The organism is Chitinivorax tropicus (assembly GCF_014202905.1).
Classification (GTDB): domain Bacteria; phylum Pseudomonadota; class Gammaproteobacteria; order Burkholderiales; family SCOH01; genus Chitinivorax; species Chitinivorax tropicus.
The window spans coordinates 85,661-103,304 of sequence record NZ_JACHHY010000005.1 but is presented as its reverse complement, the minus strand read 5'-3'; the positions used below and the strand labels follow the sequence as shown (position 1 = coordinate 103,304).

Here is a 17,644-nt window from a genome sequence, read left to right as displayed (position 1 = left end):
GCGTCGGAAGTAATTGATCTCGTTGAACAACAATTGTCTAGTAGGGAATACGATAGTTCAGAAAGCGAATATAAGTCAAGCAGTACCCGACAACAAAGGTACAAATTTCACCGCTTCCAGCTTGGTTTCGGTAAAGCCCTCAGTTGTACGTTCGATCATATACAAGTACTGGTCTTGCGTTCCGAGTGGTAGCACCAATTTGCCCCCTATTTTCAATTGATCCAACAGGGGCTGCGGCACATGGCTTGCCGCTGCGGTCATCATGATGGCATCGAATGGTGCGGCCTCGGGAATACCGAGGTGGCCATCTCCATGCTTCAACCGGACATTCATGATGCGTAATTCACGCAAGTGCTGCCTGGCTTTGTCGAGCAGCCCCGATATTCGTTCAATCGAGTACACCTCGCGAGCCAGTTTTGACAGGATGCAGGTTTGATAAGCGCAGCCAGTGCCGATCTCCAGCACTTTATCCAACGCCTGCCCACTGCGGACCAGCTCAGTCATCCTGCCGACGATATAGGGTTGTGAAATGGTCTGGCCAAACCCTAAAGGTAAGGCGACATTTTCATAGGCGCGATGTGCCAGCGCTTCATCCACAAAGATATGGCGTGGAATGTCCGCCATCACGCCCAATACCGCCTCATCGCGGATGCCTTCCTGTCGCAGCTTGTCCACCATCCGCAAGCGGGTGCGGGGGGAGGTCATGCCGATACCGCGATGGTCAGGGGTTTTCATACCTGCAACCACCCCTGTACCAGTGGCATCTGACCGGGTGCAGTCAGATCGACCTGCAGAGGAGTGACCGACACCCGCTTATTGGCCACGGCGTGGAAGTCCGTACCTGGCCCCGCTTCAGCAGCTGCGCCTGCGGCACCCACCCAGTACACGGTATCCCCACGTGGATTGGTGGATTTGACTACCGGCTCGGCCTTATGCCGCCGCCCCAGTCGCGTGATTTCCATACCACCCAGCTGATCGAGCGGTACATCCGGCACATTGACATTCAACAACATGGGTTGAGCAAATGGCTGGGCAAGGTGCCGCTTGACCAATTGCAATGCGACTTCCGCCGCGGTGTCGAAATGCGCGCCAGCTTTGCTGGCCAACGATACGGCGATTGCCGGAATGCCAAGCTGAAAGCCCTCCATGGCAGCCGCCACCGTACCTGAATAAATCGTATCATCGCCCATATTGGCGCCATGATTGATGCCTGACACCACCAGATCTGGCCGGGTGTCGAACATTCCGGTCACGGCCAAGTGCACGCAGTCAGTCGGCGTCCCATTGACAAAATGGAATCCGCTTGCTGCCCGCCGTAAAATCAAGGGACGATCGAGTGTCAGTGAATTGCTTGCGCCGCTACGATCCCGTTCAGGTGCGACGACCGTGACCTGCCCTACCTGTGACAGCGCTCGCGCCAGCGCGGCCAGCCCTGGCGCAAAATAGCCATCGTCGTTACTGAGAAGAATATTCACACCGCCTCCCAAACCCTGATCCATCGAGCGACCAGCAGGTTTGCCTTGAATTGCAGACAGGTTGATCCCCTCGGCACATATCACAGTCGAGGCTGAGCCCTGTTTTCGAGTTAATGAACTTGGCTGGATGATTTCCAGTTTACGTCAAGACTGACGCTGCACGCCTTCACCTTGCCAGGTTCTGCCGCGCACGCCCATTCGGCATGGCGAGGAAAGCATCGTCATCGCAAGCAGAACAGGTACATATTCCGCCGGGCAATTGTCCCAAACAACCGCAAGATCGCGCTGTAATGGGTGAAGGACGACCCATTGTAACCGCCGACATGGCAAACACCAAACGCTTCCGGTCAAGCGGAAGCGAATGCGTGCCCTGCGTGAAATTGTCATGATCCACGTTATACTAAGGCCATTTACAGGTCGGGATCGTGATGGAAGCGCCACAGTCCACCCTTCCGCCGCTGGGCGGAATGAACCTCAACCGCCTTGCCGGGCCGGTGCTGATCCTGCTCATTCTGGCAATGCTGATCCTGCCATTGCCGACCTTTCTGCTGGATCTGCTGTTCACATTCAATATCTCGTTGTCGATCATCGTGTTGCTGGTCAGCCTTTACACCACGCAACCCTTGCAGTTTTCCGCATTCCCGACGGTGTTGCTGGTCACCACCTTGCTACGCCTGTCTTTGAATGTGGCATCGACGCGCGTCATTCTGGCCCAGGGCCATACAGGCGGAGAGGCCGCAGGCAAGGTGATCGAGGCATTCGCTCACTTCCTGATCGGTGGTGATTTCTTCATCGGGATCGTCGTGTTCGTGATCCTCACCATCATCAATTTCGTGGTCATCACCAAGGGTGCAGGCCGGATTGCCGAAGTGTCCGCACGTTTCACGCTGGACGCCATGCCCGGCAAGCAAATGGCCATCGATGCCGATCTGAACGCCGGCTTGATCGGTGAGGACGACGCACGCAAACGCCGCACCCAAATCTCGCAGGAAGCCGAGTTTTTCGGCTCCATGGATGGTGCCAGTAAATTCGTCCGTGGCGACGCAGTGGCCGGCATTCTGATCATGGTGATCAATGTGATCGGCGGCTTGTTGGTCGGCATATTGCAGCACAATCTCGATTTCGCGACCGCGTCCAAGAATTACACACTGTTGACCATCGGTGACGGTCTGGTGGCTCAGATTCCTGCCTTGATCATCTCAACCGCCGCCGGTATCGTCGTCAGCCGGGTCGGTACTGATGAAGACCTGTCGCAGCAGCTGATCGGTCAGCTGTTCCAACGCATTCAGGTGCTCTACATCACTGCAGCGGTACTGGCCTTGCTGGGCATCATCCCAGGCATGCCACATCTGCCCTTCCTACTGATCGCCTCCGCCACCGCAGGCCTGGCTTACTGGATGGACCAGCGCGAGAAGCAGGCGCGTGAAGCGCCACCAGTGGAGGAAGCCCCACCGGCGCCTGCCGTACCAGAGCTGCAGGAGGTTGGATGGGCCGATGTCGCCCCCGTTGACCTGATCGGGCTGGAGGTCGGCTATCGCTTGATCCCATTGGTGGATCGCAATCAGGATGGCGAATTGCTACGCCGCATCCGTGGCATCCGGAAAAAAATCGCACAGGAGATGGGCTTCCTCGTCCCGGCTGTCCACATTCGAGACAATCTGGAGCTGAAACCCAACACCTATCGGATCACCTTGAAAGGTGTCGATGTCGGCAGCGGCGACGCCTATGCCGGCATGTTTCTGGCCATCAATCCTGGCCGGGTGCTGGGCGAGATTGCCGGCACCCCGACCAAAGACCCTGCGTTTGGCCTGCCCGCCGTCTGGATCGATGGCGGCAGCCGCGAACAGGCCCAGAACCTCGGCTATACCGTGGTGGATGCCAGTACGGTCGTGGCCACCCATCTCTCCAACATTTTGAACCAGCACGCGGCTGAGCTGCTCGGACGCGAAGAAGTACAAGCCTTGTTGGATCACGTCGGCAAAGAGTCGCCCAAGCTGGTGGAGGAACTGGTGCCCAAAGTCATCCCGGTCGGCACGCTGCAGAAAGTGCTGCAAGCCTTGCTGGATGATGGGATGCATATCAGGGACATGCGTACCATTCTGGAGACGCTGGGCGACCATTTCATGCAAACCCAGGATATCGACGAATTGACCGCCGTCGTTCGTGTCGCGCTGGGTCGTGCTATCATCCACCAGATATATGGCGATGCGCGAGAGCTGGAGCTGATCGCGCTCGACCCACAACTGGAGAATATCCTGCTGCAAGCCGTTCAAGCGAAAGGGGCTGCGGCAGGCGGGCTGGAGCCCGGTCTAGCAGAGGCATTGTTGCAACAAGCTGCGCAGGTTGCCAATCAACGGGAGGAACAGGGGCTGGTTTCGGTACTGATGACCCCACCACCGTTGAGACCGCTCCTGTCGCGCTTTTTGAAGCGGAGCGTGCCACAGTTAAAGGTTGTTTCGCATAGCGAGATACCCGATACTAAGAACATCAGAGTCGTCGCGGTAATCGGTGGGAGGAACCAATAGCCCGGTTTGATCGTGCATGATCAGGACGAGGTGCCGCAAAGGCCGTGTCGTAGCCAAGTTGTCATCAGCAGCCATCACTGTATCCACCCTGGCGGGGCCATATGGGCCGCCCGTGAATGCGTGTATCGCTGCTGGTCGGCTTGCGCGTCATTCATGCCACTGCCCTCGCCCATTCACAGTCTGGTGAATGCTTGGCTGTCTCTTGCCCGATCAACCCGTTACCGCGCCAAACCAGTCGCATATCCGTTTGCTGAGCCCTTACAGACCGCCAGGCGCTGGAAAGGTTCAACAAACTACCGTGTCGATTCCCGAATCATTCGGAAATCGATGAGATCGCGAAACACGTGCCCAGGCATGCCATGATCGTCAAAAAGTTTTACGGCACCAATACGCGTGATGCGCTTCGCCAAGTTCGCGACGCTTTGGGCCCTGATGCGTTGATCCTTGCCAACCGCCAGATCGCTGGCGGTGGCGTGGAGATCATGGCGGTATCCGATACGGATGTCGCCACCTTGACCACCGCTCCCTCGGGCACCCTCAACAATCGCCCGAAGCCGGTTGTATCCGCGCCGCCTGCTGACACCCCTCGTGGGCGGCAGCTGCAGAATACCTATGCCTTGCCGGACGACGACCCAGGCGATGCCGATGCCTTCGTCACGGCCATCTCCAGCCCGCCGCCAGCACCAGCTCGTACTACCGTGCCACAGGAGCCTGCCAGCAAGCCACCTGCGGCGCCCATGCCGTTTACACCGCCCAAGCTGGCTGTCGAGCCGCCCGTGCCGGCCAAGGAAAGCAAGACCGAGCCGACGCTGAATGTGAAACCCGCGCAGCGCTATGTAGTGGAGCAGGACGCGCCCAAGCCCAATGGTGCCGGCAAAGCCGCCAAGGCCGATGACAGCGTGGAGCAGATGCAGTCCATCATGTCAGAGCTCAAGGCATTGCGCACACTGATGGAGGGCCAATTGGCAGGCTTTGCCTGGAGCGACATGCAAAAGCACGCGCCAGCCAAGCTGGAGGTCTTCCGCCGCATGCTGTCATTTGGCTTCAGCCCCGCTTTGTGCCGCCAGCTGCTGGAGCATATCCCAGCCAATTACGATGCCGACACGGGTTTGCGCTGGGTGCGGGCCGCATTGCAACGCAATCTACCGGTGATCGCAGCGGGGGATGACCTGATCGAATCCGGTGGCATCTATGCGTTGGTCGGGCCGACCGGTGTCGGCAAGACCACGACCGTGGCCAAGCTGGCAGCGCGCTGCACGCTGAAACACGGCGCCAGCAAGGTGGCCCTGATCACCACCGACAGCTACCGGATCGGCGCCCACGACCAGCTCCGGATCTATGGCAAGATCCTGGGCGTGCCAGTGTATTCAGTCAAGGACGAGTCCGATCTGCAGCTGACGCTGTCGGACCTGGGCAATCGTTTCATGGTGTTGATCGATACAGTCGGCATGAGCCAACGTGACAAGCGGCTGACTGAGCAGATCGCCATGCTGACCAGCCCTGGCACCACGGTACGGCGGATTCTGCTGCTCTCGGCCACGGCTCAGGGCAGCACCCTGGATGATGTCGTCCGCTGTTATCAGGCGGATGGCCTGTCAGGCTGCATCCTGACCAAGATCGATGAAGCTGCGCTGCTGGGCGACAGCCTGGATGTCATCATCCGCCATCGGCTGACCCTGCATTACGTCACCAATGGCCAGCGCGTACCGGAAGATCTGCATTTGGCCAACCCGTTGTATCTGCTCGATCGCGCATTGCGTATGATGCAAGACCCGTCAGCCTACGTGCTGCGGCCTGACGAATACCCGTTGCAGGCTGCCGCACGGGCCAGCGCCGTCAGCAGCCCGCTGGACGTAGGTGGCATACATGGCTGATTGGCAAGACCAGGCAGCCGGCTTACGGCGGCTGGTTGCGCGCCCCACGCCGCGCAGCATCTGCTTCAATGGTGGTCGAGGCCAGACCGGCAGCACCAGCATCGTCGCCAACCTGGCCTTGGCGCTGGCCCTGGCCGGGCAGCGGGTGTTGATTTTGGATGAGCACGACAGCCAGGCCAATATTGCCAAACGACTGGCCATGCCGCATATCATGGATTGGGGCCAGGCGCTGGCCAAGCGCCTGCCGATGGCGGCTTTGTGGAACGAAACCACCGCCGGGGTCGGTATCATGCAGATGTCTGCTGCACAGCGGCATCTGGCCCTGCTGAGTGCAGAGGAAGAGGACCGGCTGGCATTTGAATTCAATCAGCTGACCTCGGCCATCGACATCATCTTGATCGATGCGTTGGCCATCGTGGGGGACCGCATACCCAGCCTGAATCTAGTGGCAGCGGAAAATGTCGTCGTGGTGTGCAATCGGGCGGAATCACTGACCGATGGTTATGCGATGATGAAACGGTTGAACAAAGACTACGGACAACGGGCGTTTCGCGTACTGGTCAATCGGGTGGACAGCTTTGCCGAGGCGTCAGCGGTGTTTGAACGACTACAGGAAGTGGCGCAACGCTTCATCGATGTCCAGATGAAATTGATCGGCTATGTGCCAGAGGATGAAAAACTGGCCCGGGCAAATCGGCTGTGCCAGCCCGTTGTCACGGCTTTTGCCGATGCGGAAGCCAGTATGGCCTTCACCCAGCTTGCAGATATCATCCAGCGCTGGCCACAGCCGTCTGATGACCGGTTCGCGCCGGCGGGGCTGCTGCATCGGTTGATTCAAAGTAGCCGTGCCTTTGCCGAGCACTCCTGATGACCTGGGCACCAGGCAGGCGGCGAGACCGGACAAAGCGTCCACAATTGGCCTATGCTGAGGTAACAGAACAACGGCAAGTACCGCTGGCATGGCTCAGCAGGCACTTCACCACCAGGTTTTGAAGAGGGTTGTATGTACAAGCCGGATATCGGCGTCACTCCGGAAGACCGGATTCATCAGTTCGCGCCTTTGGTCAAGCGCATTGCCTACCACTTCATGACCAAAGTACCCGCCAGTGTCGAAGTGGATGACCTGATTCAAACCGGCCTGATCGGGCTGATGGAAGCCGCCCACCATTTCGATCCCACACAGGGAGCGCAGTTCGAGACCTATGCGTCGCAACGCATCCGGGGCGCCATGCTGGATTTCCTGCGCGAAGCAGATTGGATGCCCCGCAACACACGGCGCAACCTACGGCTGATCGAGGCCACCATACAAAAACTTGAGCAGCGGCTTGGACGCCCCGCCACCGAGCAGGAGATCGCCAAGGAGATGAATCTGTCCCTGGCGGATTACCAGCAGATGCTTGACGATGCACGCGGGTATCAACTGATCTATTACGATGATTACGATGAAGATGGCGAACATGAGCAGCTGGATCGATTTGCTGCGGATGCACAAGCCAACCCGTTCCACACGCTGGACGACGCCGATTTCCGCAAACACCTGAAGCTGGGCATTGAGGCCCTGCCGGAGCGGGAAAAGATGGTCATGGCGCTGTATTACGAACAAGAATTGAATTTGAAGGAAATCGGTGAGGTGCTGAGTGTCACCGAATCACGGGTCTGCCAGCTGCACAGCCAAGCCATTGCGCGCCTACGGGCGCAACTGGGAGATTGGGTGCCTGCCAACCCCGGGCGCAAGCGCAAAGCCAAGCATGGTGAATAAGCGGCATCATCTTTCAACCAACGATCGGTCAAGTGCTACTTGACTCACCCTCAATCCAGACAAATATTGCAATCGCCTCATGCAAAACTTCGACAAGATCAGCCTGTTTGGCATCATCATCGCCGTGGCGGCCATCGTCGGCGGCCAGGTTCTGGAGGGCGGGCATATCAGCTCGCTGTTGCAGATCACCGCTTTTCTGATCGTGATCGGCGGCACGGTGGGTGCGGTCATGTTGCAAAGCTCACCCAGCACTTTCATGACTGGGCTGCGGCTCGCGAAATGGATATTCGTCCCCCCGCCCTACCACCCGCATCATCAGCTCAAACTCATCATTGACTGGAGCCAGGCCAGTCGCAAAGGCGGTCTGCTGGCGCTGGAGGCCCAGATCAGCGGACAAAAAGACCCATTCATCCAAAAGGGGCTGCAGATGCTGGTGGATGGTGCGGAGCCTGAAGCATTGCGCCATGCGTTGGAGCTGGATATCAACACCTACGAAGAACACACCCGCCGTAGCGCCAAGGTGTGGGAGGCGGCGGGTGGCTACGCGCCGACCATCGGCATCCTTGGTGCGGTCATGGGGCTGATCCACGTCATGGAAAACCTCTCCGATCCATCCAAGCTGGGCGCGGGGATTGCCGTGGCCTTTGTCGCCACCATCTATGGAGTGGGCAGTGCCAACCTGCTGTTTCTGCCCATTGCCAACAAGCTCAAGGCACATATTGAAAACCAGGTGGCGCTCAAGGAAATGATGATCGATGGGTTGATCGCCATTGCCAACGGTGAAAACCCCCGGCTGGTGGAGAGCAAGCTGGCGGGCTACATCGTATGATGCAAGCTGGCCCGCTTGCCTGCCCAGGCAGAGCAGGTGCTGTTGATCACCCTTGCCTCCCTGAGCCGATGATTGGCACCCCTTGAGTGCGCTGGAAGCCAGCCGGGGCGCCATCGTCGGGCCAACAGCACCAAACCTAGAGACTAGGCCACATCGAAACTCAGCAGAAATTTACTCACCCCTGGGGTGAAAGACCGTTTGACTGGCATGCTGATGCCCGGCCCGATGATGATTCCACTGTAAAACAGCTTCCATCTGTCAGCATGCTTGACACACATCATCTGGTACAGATAGGCGCTCCCATCTTTTGCCTCCATCACCAAAGTCTCGCCATAAGGGATCTTCATGTACAGATCCGGCTCGACCCGGCACAGTTGATCGCCCACCGGCGCTTTCAGCACGCCTAACTTACAACTATCCGCATCGTGGTAGAAGATGAGATTGTTGCCACTCTGGGTCACATGGAAGGCACAGCCATTCATCCCTCCTGTCACAACAATTGTGCCGTTGGGCGCATTTGCCGGCACAACACATTCACCGATCCCCCGATTCACCCACGGAAAGTAATAATCCGTCCCGCCCGCCTTCAAAGAGATCCGATTGACACCGCCCTGCTTGCCCTCCAGCACCAACGTAACCGCCCCCCCTATCTCACAGTGCTTGGTAGCATCCGCCTTGGTCTTATAACCACGCACATCCACAAAGAAATCCTCACCCAAAATCGTTGCTTCTGGATTCCGTCGCATATCATCCAGCACAGACATCATCATTCTCCCGTTTGTTATATTCACTGGAATACAGCCGCGCCTTCCACCCCAATCCGCTTTGGTTTCCACATCTTCATCACAGATTGTTTGCCACTTTGACGCTGTTTGCCTGTCAACGTTCCCGGCAGCAGACCGAGTACAACGACAACACTCCATTTACAATAGTGCATCCAGGCATACTCAAAGCGTTCACATGTCTACACCTGACCACCTCGCCGCGATACAGCATCAGCAAGCGCTGATCGTGCTGGATGGCGCACTGGCCACCGAGCTGGAGCGGCGCGGTGCCAAGCTGCAAGACCGCCTGTGGTCTGCACGGATGCTGATCGACAACCCGGCACTGATCGAGCAAGTTCACTTGGATTATCTGCTGGCGGGCGCCAACATTGTCACCACCGCCAGTTATCAAGCCACCTTTGCGGGGCTGGCGGCGCGAGGATTGGATCGGGGGCAAGCGTCAGCAGTGCTGGCCAGATCCGTGCAGTTGGCCCGATCTGCCCGCGCCCGATTCATGGCGCTCAAACCCCACGAGCCACTGCCACTGGTTGCTGCTTCTGTCGGGCCCTATGGGGCTTATCTGGCCAATGGTGACGAATACCGTGGCCAGTATGGATTGAGTGATCAAGCGCTATGGGATTTTCATCATGACCGGATCGCCACCTTGCTGGCGGCAGGCGCCGACCTGCTGGCCTTCGAGACCATTCCCAGCCTGCAAGAAGCCCGCGTGTTGAGCCACCTGCTGAATGAAGCCTTTCCTCAGGCATGGGCATGGTTAAGTTTTTCATGCCGAGACGAGGTACACATTGCCGAAGGCAACCGCCTGGATGAGTGTATGGACGTGCTGTCTAAAAACCCACAGCTGCTGGCTCTGGGCGTGAATTGCCTGCCTCCAGCCTGGGTGCCGACCCTCTTGGCCCAAGCACGCCAAGCCACTGCGAAACCACTATTGGCCTACCCCAACTCAGGCGAACGCTATGACGCTGTCCACAAGACCTGGGCAGGCTCGACCGACCCACAAGCCTTTGGAGAAGCAGCCCACGGCTGGCAGCAGGCAGGGGCAAACTGGATTGGCGGCTGCTGTCGCACGACGCCTGCCGACATCGCCGCCATCAGTCAATGGGCCCGCACAGACCGATAAGCGATCATTGCATGGAGTGCAGACCGATCATATTGCCTTCTGTGTCGATCACCATTGCCACGAAGCCATACTGCCCGATCGACATTTTCGGGCGCTCGACCCGCCCACCCGCTGCCTCTGCCTTGGCTGCCTCGACACTGCAATCCTCGCAGTGGAAATACACCAGTACACTATTGCCGCCCGAGGGAACACCTGATACGTGGACCAGCGCCCCTGTTGCACCATACTTCTCCTGTTCCATCGGGAACGCATACATATCGAACTCGGGCGTGTCCAGCTTCGACAATTCAACATCGAATACCGCACTGTAAAACGCTCTGGCACGGGCCATGTCTTGAACATAGATTTCAAACCAACCGACTGGGTTATTCATATATCGCTCCTCGACGTGATGGCACTGGATTCAGCGCCTTTGATTGCCACCGTGCCAGGTATCGGGCCGCACACTGGTTTGCGCACAACGCAAGGCCTCAACCGCCCCAGCCCGAAATCACTCCGCACTCATCATGACGCAACCGGAGACAAGCCTTTCCGGAAGCGATTCAGATCTGCCACGGACTTGAATTCCACGTCGAACAGGCTCGACAGATTGCGCAAAATGCCACCGACCACCCGCTCCTCCCACTCCTTGCCAAACTGGATCTGCTTATCCAGCCAGCGCTCCAGCCAATCCGGGTCAGGCAGGCGGCTTTGAACCGTGTCGTTGGGGAACAACGACTGATTGACGTGCAGATTGGTCGGATGCAGTGGCTTGCCGGCACGATTACTTGACGCCATCAGCACGCCGATCTTGGCAAACGCACGCTGGGCCTCCAACCCACACCGCTCGATGGCACGACGCATATACTTCAGATACGCCCCACCATGGCGTGCTTCATCGCGTGAGATGGTGTCATAGATGAATTTGATCACCGGCTCGGTGTGCCATTCCGCCGCTCGGCGGTACCATTGCGTCAGCCGTACTTCGCCACAGAAATGCAGCATCAAGGTTTCCAGCTTGGGGGCCGGATCGAAATCGAAGCGCACTGCATGCAGCTCTGCCTCCGTTGGACAAAGCTCAGGGCGGAATCGGCGCAAATACTCCATCAACACCAGCGCGTGTTTCTGCTCCTCGTAGAACCAGATCGACATGAAGGCGGAAAAATCGGAATCATCACGATTGTCACGCAAGAACATCTCAGTTGCGGGCAGCGCGGCCCATTCAGTGATGGCATTCATCTTGACCGTATGTGCCTGCTCGTCGGTCAACAGAGAGCCATCGAATTGATGCCAAGGGATGTCTTCCTGCATATTCCAACGTGCTTTTTCCAGCGAAACAAACAGTTCGGGATACAACATCGGTCTCACTCCATCGGGTAGTTTCAACACACTATATACCAGGGACAAAACAGCTTGATGACATTTCCAACGCACCGCAGCCCCAGTCTCAACCACAGCATATGGCATGTCAGGGTACTTGATCCGAATCGGGTCGTCCGCCCACGTACTGGCAGTTTTTTTGCTGGCGCTCGACTCAAGCGCTTGTTAGAAATGCAGCCCACAAATGGAAACGGGGCTGCCGCAGCAGCCCCGTCTTCAATCTTTGCATCGCATTGTGCCGGTTATCGACGCTTTTTCCCAGCTTTTTTAGCAACAGCAGGCCGTTTGACCGACTTGCCCACTTTGGCCTGTCCGGCCTTTCTCTTGCTCGCCTGGGCAACCTGGCGCTTGCCTTTGACAGCCTTGCCTTTCAACTGCTTACGTTGCTCAACCTTGCTCGGTTTGGCCTGTGGCTTCGGTGCCGGCTGGGCGATTGCCGTTCCGGGTACATCACCAGGCAATGGTGGTGGCCCATCTTCAGCACTCACCAAGCCCGGCCCCAGCAGCAAGCAGCCCATCAACACCATCGCAATTCGCTTGATCATGTGTCATCCTCATACTACAACCATCAAGGGCGGCGCGTTTTTCGCAGCTGGCTTGACGGTGAATTCAAAACAGTACAGGCCGCAAACAGGCATGTGTGCACGAATATGGCATAATCCGCCCACACACAAGCATGCCAATGCAATTACGGCTTCGCAAAAGACCGATCAATATCGACAAAGTTGCGCACCCATATGTCCAACCTCGGCGAACAACCCGTCATCCCGACTCCGATCATCCAGATCGAAAAATTTCTCAGCTCGAAACACACCGAGCGCTGGTGCAAGATATTGTCACCAGCCCACCCCGGCGCCGCTTACTGGCTATGTCAGGAAGCCCGTATTTTACAGGAATTCAATCACCAGCATCCCTATGTTGCCAAATTCATCGGGGTCGATGTCGAACGTCGGATTCTGGTGGTCGAGGCGCCTGGCTACACGCTGTCACAGTGGCTGACCACCCCGACCTCCAGCCTCGATCATCCCTTCCAGCGCTCCAGCGACCTGATCCGGCTGATGATCGCCGTCTGCGAGATCGCGGAAAGCCTGCACCGGAAAGGTGTTGTGCATGGCAGCCTGCGGCCCGATGCGATCTGCATCAATCTCGATTCAAGCCGGCATATCGATTTCACCTCGATCCGGCTGATCGATTTCAGCAATGCCCATAGCCATCAACACCCACTGGAAAAACCCCTCTTCATCGATCCCGATCACAAAAACGCGGGCTACCTGTCGCCCGCCGCCAGGGAAGCCATCCAGGCCGACTGGCAAAGCTATATGCGTATCGTGAACGAGACAGGGAAGCTGGGGTGGTTTGAGCTTTCTGAGATCAGCAAAGGCAAATACGACACCACGCTGCTGTCCAGCATACTCGCCAACCGCCTGGACTGGCATGTAGACATGCATAGCCTGGGGTACTGGTTTTCACAGATCTCACTACGCAGAATCGATTATTTCAACGCGTATCATCAGGAAAAACTGCCCAAGATCCTGAAACGCATGCAGAAGACCTTCTGGAAAGGCGGCTATCGCGGCTTCGATGCGTTGCTGGCTGAATTACGCCGCTTTGAGCTTGATCCTCAGCCCGCCCTGGTAGACACAGTGCCCTCCCTTGGCTCGGTGTCTTCGCTAGCGCCGACACCTGCCAGCGCCTATGTTCCACGTTCCGATGTCATTGCCAGCAACACCCCAGACCCCTTTCCGCCCAATCGCAAAGACAGCCATCTAAGCGGCGCGCTGGATGCGGCCCGGCAGAAGGCGGAGAAACGCCAGCGACTGACTACCTACGTCGCCATCGGTGCTGGGGTACTGGTCGCTTTCGTGGCGGGCCTGTGGGCGCTATGGACGCCCCAGGAGCTCACAGCGGAGTTCACCCCTCCCCCTGCAGCCCAGCCTGCGCCACCTGCGGCTCAACCCACCCCACCCGTGGCAGCACAAGATACCCCGCCAGCCCCGCCAACTGAAGCCTCAGCACCCAACCAGCCGCAAGAGGAGCCAGCCATTGAGCGCGCCACTCCCAGCACTGATCCGCTGGCCGAGCTGAAACAAAGCGCCGACCATGGCGATGCCGCTGCCCAGCTGGAATTGGCCAATGCCTATCGGAACGGCAAGGGCGTTGAAACCAACCTGGAAACCGCCGCCGCCTGGTATCGCAAGGCTGCCGAACAAGGCCATGCGGAAGCCCAGGCAACACTTGGCTACCTGTACATGACGGGCAAAGGGGTCGAGCGCAATGATGAGCAAGCAGCATCCTGGCACCGCAAAGCAGCCGAGCAAGGCAATGCCATGGGTCAGTACAACCTGGGGCTGCTCAACTTGCATGGCCGGGGAGGATTGGCGCAAAGCAATGTCAAAGCCTATGTCTGGCTGAGCATTGCAGCCCAAGGTGGAAACCTGGCCGCACGTTCGCAACTATCAACGTTGGAGTCACAGATCAGTAAGGATGAGCTTCAGCAAGGTCGTCGATTAGCCAGTGTTGTCAAGGCGAAATATCGTCTGGAATAGCGCATATATCAGGGCTGCCTTATACATGGAAATGCATATTGCTTCAAACGCTTACAGTAATCTATTCATGCGTCATCACAAGTCTCTTGACTCGTACAAGGGTTTGCTCTTAAATGCCGTTCTAGAATCTGAACTCTACGAGTAACACCATTACAAATAGGCGTTCCGGTTCACAAACAAATCACACAACAAGTTGGATGCAACACAAGTAGGTGAGGGAAAATGGCAACTGGCACCGTAAAATGGTTTAACGACGCAAAAGGTTTTGGATTCATCACCCCCACAGAAGGTGGCGAAGATGTTTTCGCACACTTCTCTGCCATCCAAATTCAGGGCTTCAAAACCTTGAAAGAGGGTCAGCGGGTCTCGTTTGATGTTGTGACAGGTCCGAAAGGCAAGCAGGCTAGCAATATCCAGCCGATGCAAAACTGATCGACTGTTACCCCATCAGAGACAGGCCCTGTACAAAGGGCCTGTTTTCATTTCAAGCCTTTCCTTCATCCCCCCGCATGGCAGCCAACGTCTTCGACTTGAAATCCCGCCGGTACAGCACATAGACAATCAATGCAATCGACGCCACAAACACCGAAGGCCGGACAAACCATGCCACCGCAGCCAAGCCAAAATAATAGGCCCGGATACCCCGGTTGAACTCCTCCCCAGCCTGGGTATTGATGATGGCCGCCTTGCGGGCAAACGACTCGTGTTCATCGAGCTGATCCGGCAACGGCGCACAGCCGATCAATATCGACAACAGATTGAATTGGCGCAGGGACCAGGTGAACTTGAAATAGGCGTAGATAAAGATCACCAGCATCAAGATCAGCTTGATATCCCACCCCGCTTTACTGATACCCCCCGGTGACAAAGGCAGCTCCGCGACAAAAGACATGACCTGATCAGAAGTCCCCATCAAGGCCAGAATACCCGCAATGATGTACATGGACGTGGTGGCGAAAAAAGACACACTATTGATCAAATTACCCACCAGCGCCGAATCGGTGACCCGGTTGTCGCGCAACATCAGTTGCTGCATCCACTGCATACGGTGGGAGTGAACATAGTGCGTCAGGCTTCGGCCACTCTCAGTCTCCCGGTCCGCAAAATACCCATAACCAAACCAAGAGGCCAGGAAAAACGCCAAGGCCAGCCAATCGAAAATAGACAGATAACTCATCACTTTAATTCACTTATATGACACATGTGGCGACGTGCGCCCAGTCTTCAGCTAAAATGCTATACAAAATACACATGCCGTTGGTGACTCGACCTAGCAGGACTGAATGTAGGCGATGCCGGCATATATAACAAGCTTCCAATCAAGCAACCAAGCTGCGGCACACAACAGGCCATTGAGACAGCGGTTGTGGTAAGCGCCCAGGCGGAGCGAGTCCGCCAAGGAAACCGCCCAGCCGGTCAACCTGATGCGCAATCCAGGCGCACATTTGATCTGCGGCGTTTCTTTTTTTGTTTTGTCAGGAGATCAATCTATGTTGTCATCGACTATGGTCGGTGCGGGCCAGCTTAACCCGCCCGCATACGTCAAAAACAAGCGCTTGCTTGAATGGGTTCTGCAAATGGCGGAGCTGTGTGAGCCGGAGAAAATATACTGGTGTGACGGATCGCAGGAAGAATACGACACCCTCTGCACACAAATGGTTCAGTCCGGCACCCTCCTCAAGCTCAATCCCTCCCTCCGCCCTAACAGCTTCCTCGCTAGATCCGACCCATCCGATGTCGCCCGGGTCGAAGACCGCACCTTCATCTGCTCCCAAGAAAAAATCGATGCCGGCCCCAATAACAACTGGGTTGCACCCGTTGAAATGCGGGACACGCTGAACGGTCTGTTCAAAGGGTGCATGCGCGGGCGCACCATGTACATCGTTCCATTTTCAATGGGCCCGCTGGGCAGCCCCATCGCACACATCGGGTTGGAAATCACCGACAGCCCCTATGTCGTGGTCAGCATGCGCACCATGACCCGCATGGGCAAGGCGGTATACGATGTACTGGGTGAAGATGGCGACTACGTACCCTGCATGCACACCGTAGGTGCCCCGCTTGCGCAAGGCGAGAAGGATGTCGCTTGGCCATGCAACAAAGAAACCAAATACATCGTCCATTTTCCCGAAACCCGCGAGATCTGGTCTTACGGCTCAGGCTATGGCGGCAACGCCCTCTTGGGCAAGAAGTGTTTTGCATTGCGCATCGCCTCAACCATGGGCCGCGATCAGGGCTGGCTGGCCGAGCATATGTTGATCCTGGGCGTCGAATCCCCTGATGGGCGCAAAACCTACGTGGCAGCAGCTTTTCCCTCTGCATGCGGCAAAACCAACTTTGCGATGCTGATCCCCCCCAAGGCATTCAACGGCTGGAAGGTCACCACCATTGGTGATGACATCGCCTGGATCAAACCAGGCCAGGATGGACGGCTGTATGCCATCAACCCCGAAGCGGGTTACTTCGGCGTCGCTCCCGGTACCTCAGAAAAAACCAACCCCAATGCCATGGCCACGCTGAAGGAAAACTGCGTATTCACCAATGTGGCACTGACAGATGATGGAGACGTCTGGTGGGAGGGCATGAGCAAGGAAGCTCCTGCACACCTCATCGACTGGCAAGGCAAAGACTGGACCCCGGAAATCGCACGAGAAACAGGCCGCAAAGCCGCTCACCCCAACGCACGGTTTACTGCACCCGCATCACAGTGCCCTTCGATCGATGAAGACTGGGAAAACCCTGCTGGGGTGCCCATCTCCGCCTTCATCTTCGGCGGACGCCGGTCGCATGCGGTTCCATTGGTCGTGGAAGCATTCAACTGGAATTACGGCGTCTATATGGCGGCCACCATGGGGTCGGAAACCACCGCAGCGGCAATGGGCAAGCAAGGCGAAACGCGCCGTGACCCCTTTGCCATGCTGCCATTCTGCGGCTACCACATGGGCGACTATTTCAACCATTGGTTGCAAATGGGCCATATCGTCGATGAAAAGCCCGCCATTTTCTGCGTCAATTGGTTTCGCACCGATGCAAATGGCAACTTCATCTGGCCAGGGTTTGGAGAAAACATGCGAATCTTGCAGTGGATTGTCAATCGCTGCACGGGCAATGCACCAGCACGCCAAACCGCGCTCGGCTGGATGCCATCTTATGGCGACATTGACTGGACAGGGCTGGACAACTTCACCCAAGCGGATTTTGACCAAGTCACCTCTATTGATGCAGCGTTGTGGCAGAAAGAGCTGGATGAACATGGCGAGCTATTCGAGAAACTGAAAGAACGCTTACCACGTGAGCTGGTTCTCAAGCGCGAACTTCTCCGCTTGGCCTTGACCGATCGCTGATCAGCAGCTGACCAAACAAAAAGGTGAA

The 17,644-nt window shown here is 57.0% G+C and carries 16 protein-coding genes; 9 read left to right on the top strand and 7 right to left on the bottom strand.

Going from position 1 to position 17,644, the window contains the following annotated elements:
- Positions 1-75: 75 nt before the first annotated feature.
- Together HNQ59_RS05400 and surE are read right to left on the bottom strand one after the other, a co-directional pair.
- On the bottom strand, positions 76-735 hold the full coding sequence (locus HNQ59_RS05400; protein WP_246490856.1) for a protein-L-isoaspartate(D-aspartate) O-methyltransferase: 660 nt from the start codon (positions 733-735) through the stop codon (positions 76-78).
- A complete protein-coding gene (gene surE, locus HNQ59_RS05395; RefSeq protein WP_184036203.1) occupies positions 732-1,475 on the bottom strand; it encodes a 5'/3'-nucleotidase SurE in 744 nt (247 codons plus the stop codon). Before surE ends, HNQ59_RS05400 begins: the two co-directional genes overlap by 4 nt.
- Before the next feature lie 428 nt (positions 1,476-1,903).
- On the opposite strand from surE, the gene flhA reads away from it, so the two are divergent.
- From flhA to HNQ59_RS05370, 5 genes are all read left to right on the top strand, one after another.
- Positions 1,904-4,000: a flagellar biosynthesis protein FlhA gene (gene flhA, locus HNQ59_RS05390; RefSeq protein WP_184036201.1), complete on the top strand. Its 2,097-nt coding sequence runs from the start codon at positions 1,904-1,906 to the stop codon at positions 3,998-4,000.
- A gap of 359 nt (positions 4,001-4,359) precedes the next feature.
- Positions 4,360-5,874, top strand: coding sequence for a flagellar biosynthesis GTPase FlhF (gene flhF, locus HNQ59_RS05385; RefSeq protein ID WP_184036198.1), 1,515 nt, complete (start codon positions 4,360-4,362; stop codon positions 5,872-5,874).
- On the top strand, positions 5,867-6,742 hold the full coding sequence (locus HNQ59_RS05380) for a MinD/ParA family ATP-binding protein (protein ID WP_184036196.1): 876 nt from the start codon (positions 5,867-5,869) through the stop codon (positions 6,740-6,742). The genes flhF and HNQ59_RS05380 overlap by 8 nt, the downstream gene beginning before the upstream one ends.
- Positions 6,743-6,877: 135 nt before the next feature.
- Positions 6,878-7,633 carry an RNA polymerase sigma factor FliA gene (locus HNQ59_RS05375; protein ID WP_184036194.1) on the top strand — a complete coding sequence of 252 codons (756 nt, stop codon included), beginning with the start codon at positions 6,878-6,880 and terminating at the stop codon, positions 7,631-7,633.
- A 79-nt stretch (positions 7,634-7,712) separates the two neighbouring features.
- Complete coding sequence (locus HNQ59_RS05370; RefSeq protein ID WP_184036192.1) at positions 7,713-8,462, top strand: flagellar motor protein; 750 nt, start codon at positions 7,713-7,715, stop codon at positions 8,460-8,462.
- Between the two features lie 143 nt (positions 8,463-8,605).
- On the opposite strand, the gene HNQ59_RS05365 is transcribed toward HNQ59_RS05370, so the two are convergent.
- Positions 8,606-9,226: a hypothetical protein gene (locus HNQ59_RS05365; RefSeq protein ID WP_184036190.1), complete on the bottom strand. Its 621-nt coding sequence runs from the start codon at positions 9,224-9,226 to the stop codon at positions 8,606-8,608.
- A 196-nt stretch (positions 9,227-9,422) separates the two neighbouring features.
- Between HNQ59_RS05365 and mmuM the strand changes: the two genes are divergently transcribed.
- Positions 9,423-10,367, top strand: a complete 945-nt coding sequence (mmuM, locus tag HNQ59_RS05360) for a homocysteine S-methyltransferase (RefSeq protein WP_184036188.1) — start codon at positions 9,423-9,425, stop codon at positions 10,365-10,367.
- Positions 10,368-10,371: 4 nt separating this feature from the next.
- Here mmuM and HNQ59_RS05355 read toward each other — a convergent pair whose 3' ends face one another.
- The 3 genes from HNQ59_RS05355 to HNQ59_RS05345 form a co-directional block, all read right to left on the bottom strand.
- Positions 10,372-10,740: a VOC family protein gene (locus HNQ59_RS05355; protein WP_184036185.1), complete on the bottom strand. Its 369-nt coding sequence runs from the start codon at positions 10,738-10,740 to the stop codon at positions 10,372-10,374.
- A gap of 131 nt (positions 10,741-10,871) precedes the next feature.
- The gene (locus tag HNQ59_RS05350; protein ID WP_184036184.1) at positions 10,872-11,705 is read right to left on the bottom strand and encodes a ferritin family protein; all 834 of its coding nucleotides are present in this window, start codon (positions 11,703-11,705) and stop codon (positions 10,872-10,874) included.
- A 263-nt stretch (positions 11,706-11,968) separates the two neighbouring features.
- Entirely contained in the window at positions 11,969-12,271 is a 303-nt protein-coding gene (locus HNQ59_RS05345; RefSeq protein WP_184036182.1) for a hypothetical protein, read from the bottom strand.
- A 192-nt stretch (positions 12,272-12,463) separates the two neighbouring features.
- Here HNQ59_RS05345 and HNQ59_RS05340 point away from each other — a divergent pair, with 192 nt between their 5' ends.
- Complete coding sequence (locus HNQ59_RS05340) at positions 12,464-14,272, top strand: Sel1-like repeat-containing protein kinase family protein (RefSeq protein WP_184036180.1); 1,809 nt, start codon at positions 12,464-12,466, stop codon at positions 14,270-14,272.
- Between the two features lie 222 nt (positions 14,273-14,494).
- Positions 14,495-14,704: a cold-shock protein gene (locus HNQ59_RS05335; RefSeq protein WP_137935779.1), complete on the top strand. Its 210-nt coding sequence runs from the start codon at positions 14,495-14,497 to the stop codon at positions 14,702-14,704.
- Positions 14,705-14,756: 52 nt separating this feature from the next.
- On the opposite strand, the gene HNQ59_RS05330 is transcribed toward HNQ59_RS05335, so the two are convergent.
- On the bottom strand, positions 14,757-15,449 hold the full coding sequence (locus tag HNQ59_RS05330) for a DUF599 domain-containing protein (protein ID WP_184036178.1): 693 nt from the start codon (positions 15,447-15,449) through the stop codon (positions 14,757-14,759).
- Between the two features lie 313 nt (positions 15,450-15,762).
- Between HNQ59_RS05330 and HNQ59_RS05325 the strand changes: the two genes are divergently transcribed.
- A complete protein-coding gene (locus HNQ59_RS05325) occupies positions 15,763-17,616 on the top strand; it encodes a phosphoenolpyruvate carboxykinase (GTP) (RefSeq protein ID WP_246490855.1) in 1,854 nt (617 codons plus the stop codon).
- Positions 17,617-17,644: the final 28 nt, after the last annotated feature.

Coding starts and splice junctions, on each gene's coding strand:
- HNQ59_RS05380 (WP_184036196.1), top strand. CDS start 5,867: ATGGCTGATTGGCAAGACCAGGCAGCCGGCTTACGGCGGCTGGTTGCG.
- HNQ59_RS05400 (WP_246490856.1), bottom strand. CDS start 735: ATGAAAACCCCTGACCATCGCGGTATCGGCATGACCTCCCCCCGCACC.
- HNQ59_RS05370 (WP_184036192.1), top strand. CDS start 7,713: ATGCAAAACTTCGACAAGATCAGCCTGTTTGGCATCATCATCGCCGTG.
- flhF (WP_184036198.1), top strand. CDS start 4,360: ATGATCGTCAAAAAGTTTTACGGCACCAATACGCGTGATGCGCTTCGC.
- HNQ59_RS05330 (WP_184036178.1), bottom strand. CDS start 15,449: ATGAGTTATCTGTCTATTTTCGATTGGCTGGCCTTGGCGTTTTTCCTG.
- flhA (WP_184036201.1), top strand. CDS start 1,904: ATGGAAGCGCCACAGTCCACCCTTCCGCCGCTGGGCGGAATGAACCTC.
- HNQ59_RS05325 (WP_246490855.1), top strand. CDS start 15,763: ATGTTGTCATCGACTATGGTCGGTGCGGGCCAGCTTAACCCGCCCGCA.
- HNQ59_RS05350 (WP_184036184.1), bottom strand. CDS start 11,705: ATGTTGTATCCCGAACTGTTTGTTTCGCTGGAAAAAGCACGTTGGAAT.
- mmuM (WP_184036188.1), top strand. CDS start 9,423: ATGTCTACACCTGACCACCTCGCCGCGATACAGCATCAGCAAGCGCTG.
- HNQ59_RS05340 (WP_184036180.1), top strand. CDS start 12,464: ATGTCCAACCTCGGCGAACAACCCGTCATCCCGACTCCGATCATCCAG.
- HNQ59_RS05355 (WP_184036185.1), bottom strand. CDS start 10,740: ATGAATAACCCAGTCGGTTGGTTTGAAATCTATGTTCAAGACATGGCC.
- HNQ59_RS05335 (WP_137935779.1), top strand. CDS start 14,495: ATGGCAACTGGCACCGTAAAATGGTTTAACGACGCAAAAGGTTTTGGA.
- HNQ59_RS05375 (WP_184036194.1), top strand. CDS start 6,878: ATGTACAAGCCGGATATCGGCGTCACTCCGGAAGACCGGATTCATCAG.
- HNQ59_RS05345 (WP_184036182.1), bottom strand. CDS start 12,271: ATGATCAAGCGAATTGCGATGGTGTTGATGGGCTGCTTGCTGCTGGGG.
- HNQ59_RS05365 (WP_184036190.1), bottom strand. CDS start 9,226: ATGTCTGTGCTGGATGATATGCGACGGAATCCAGAAGCAACGATTTTG.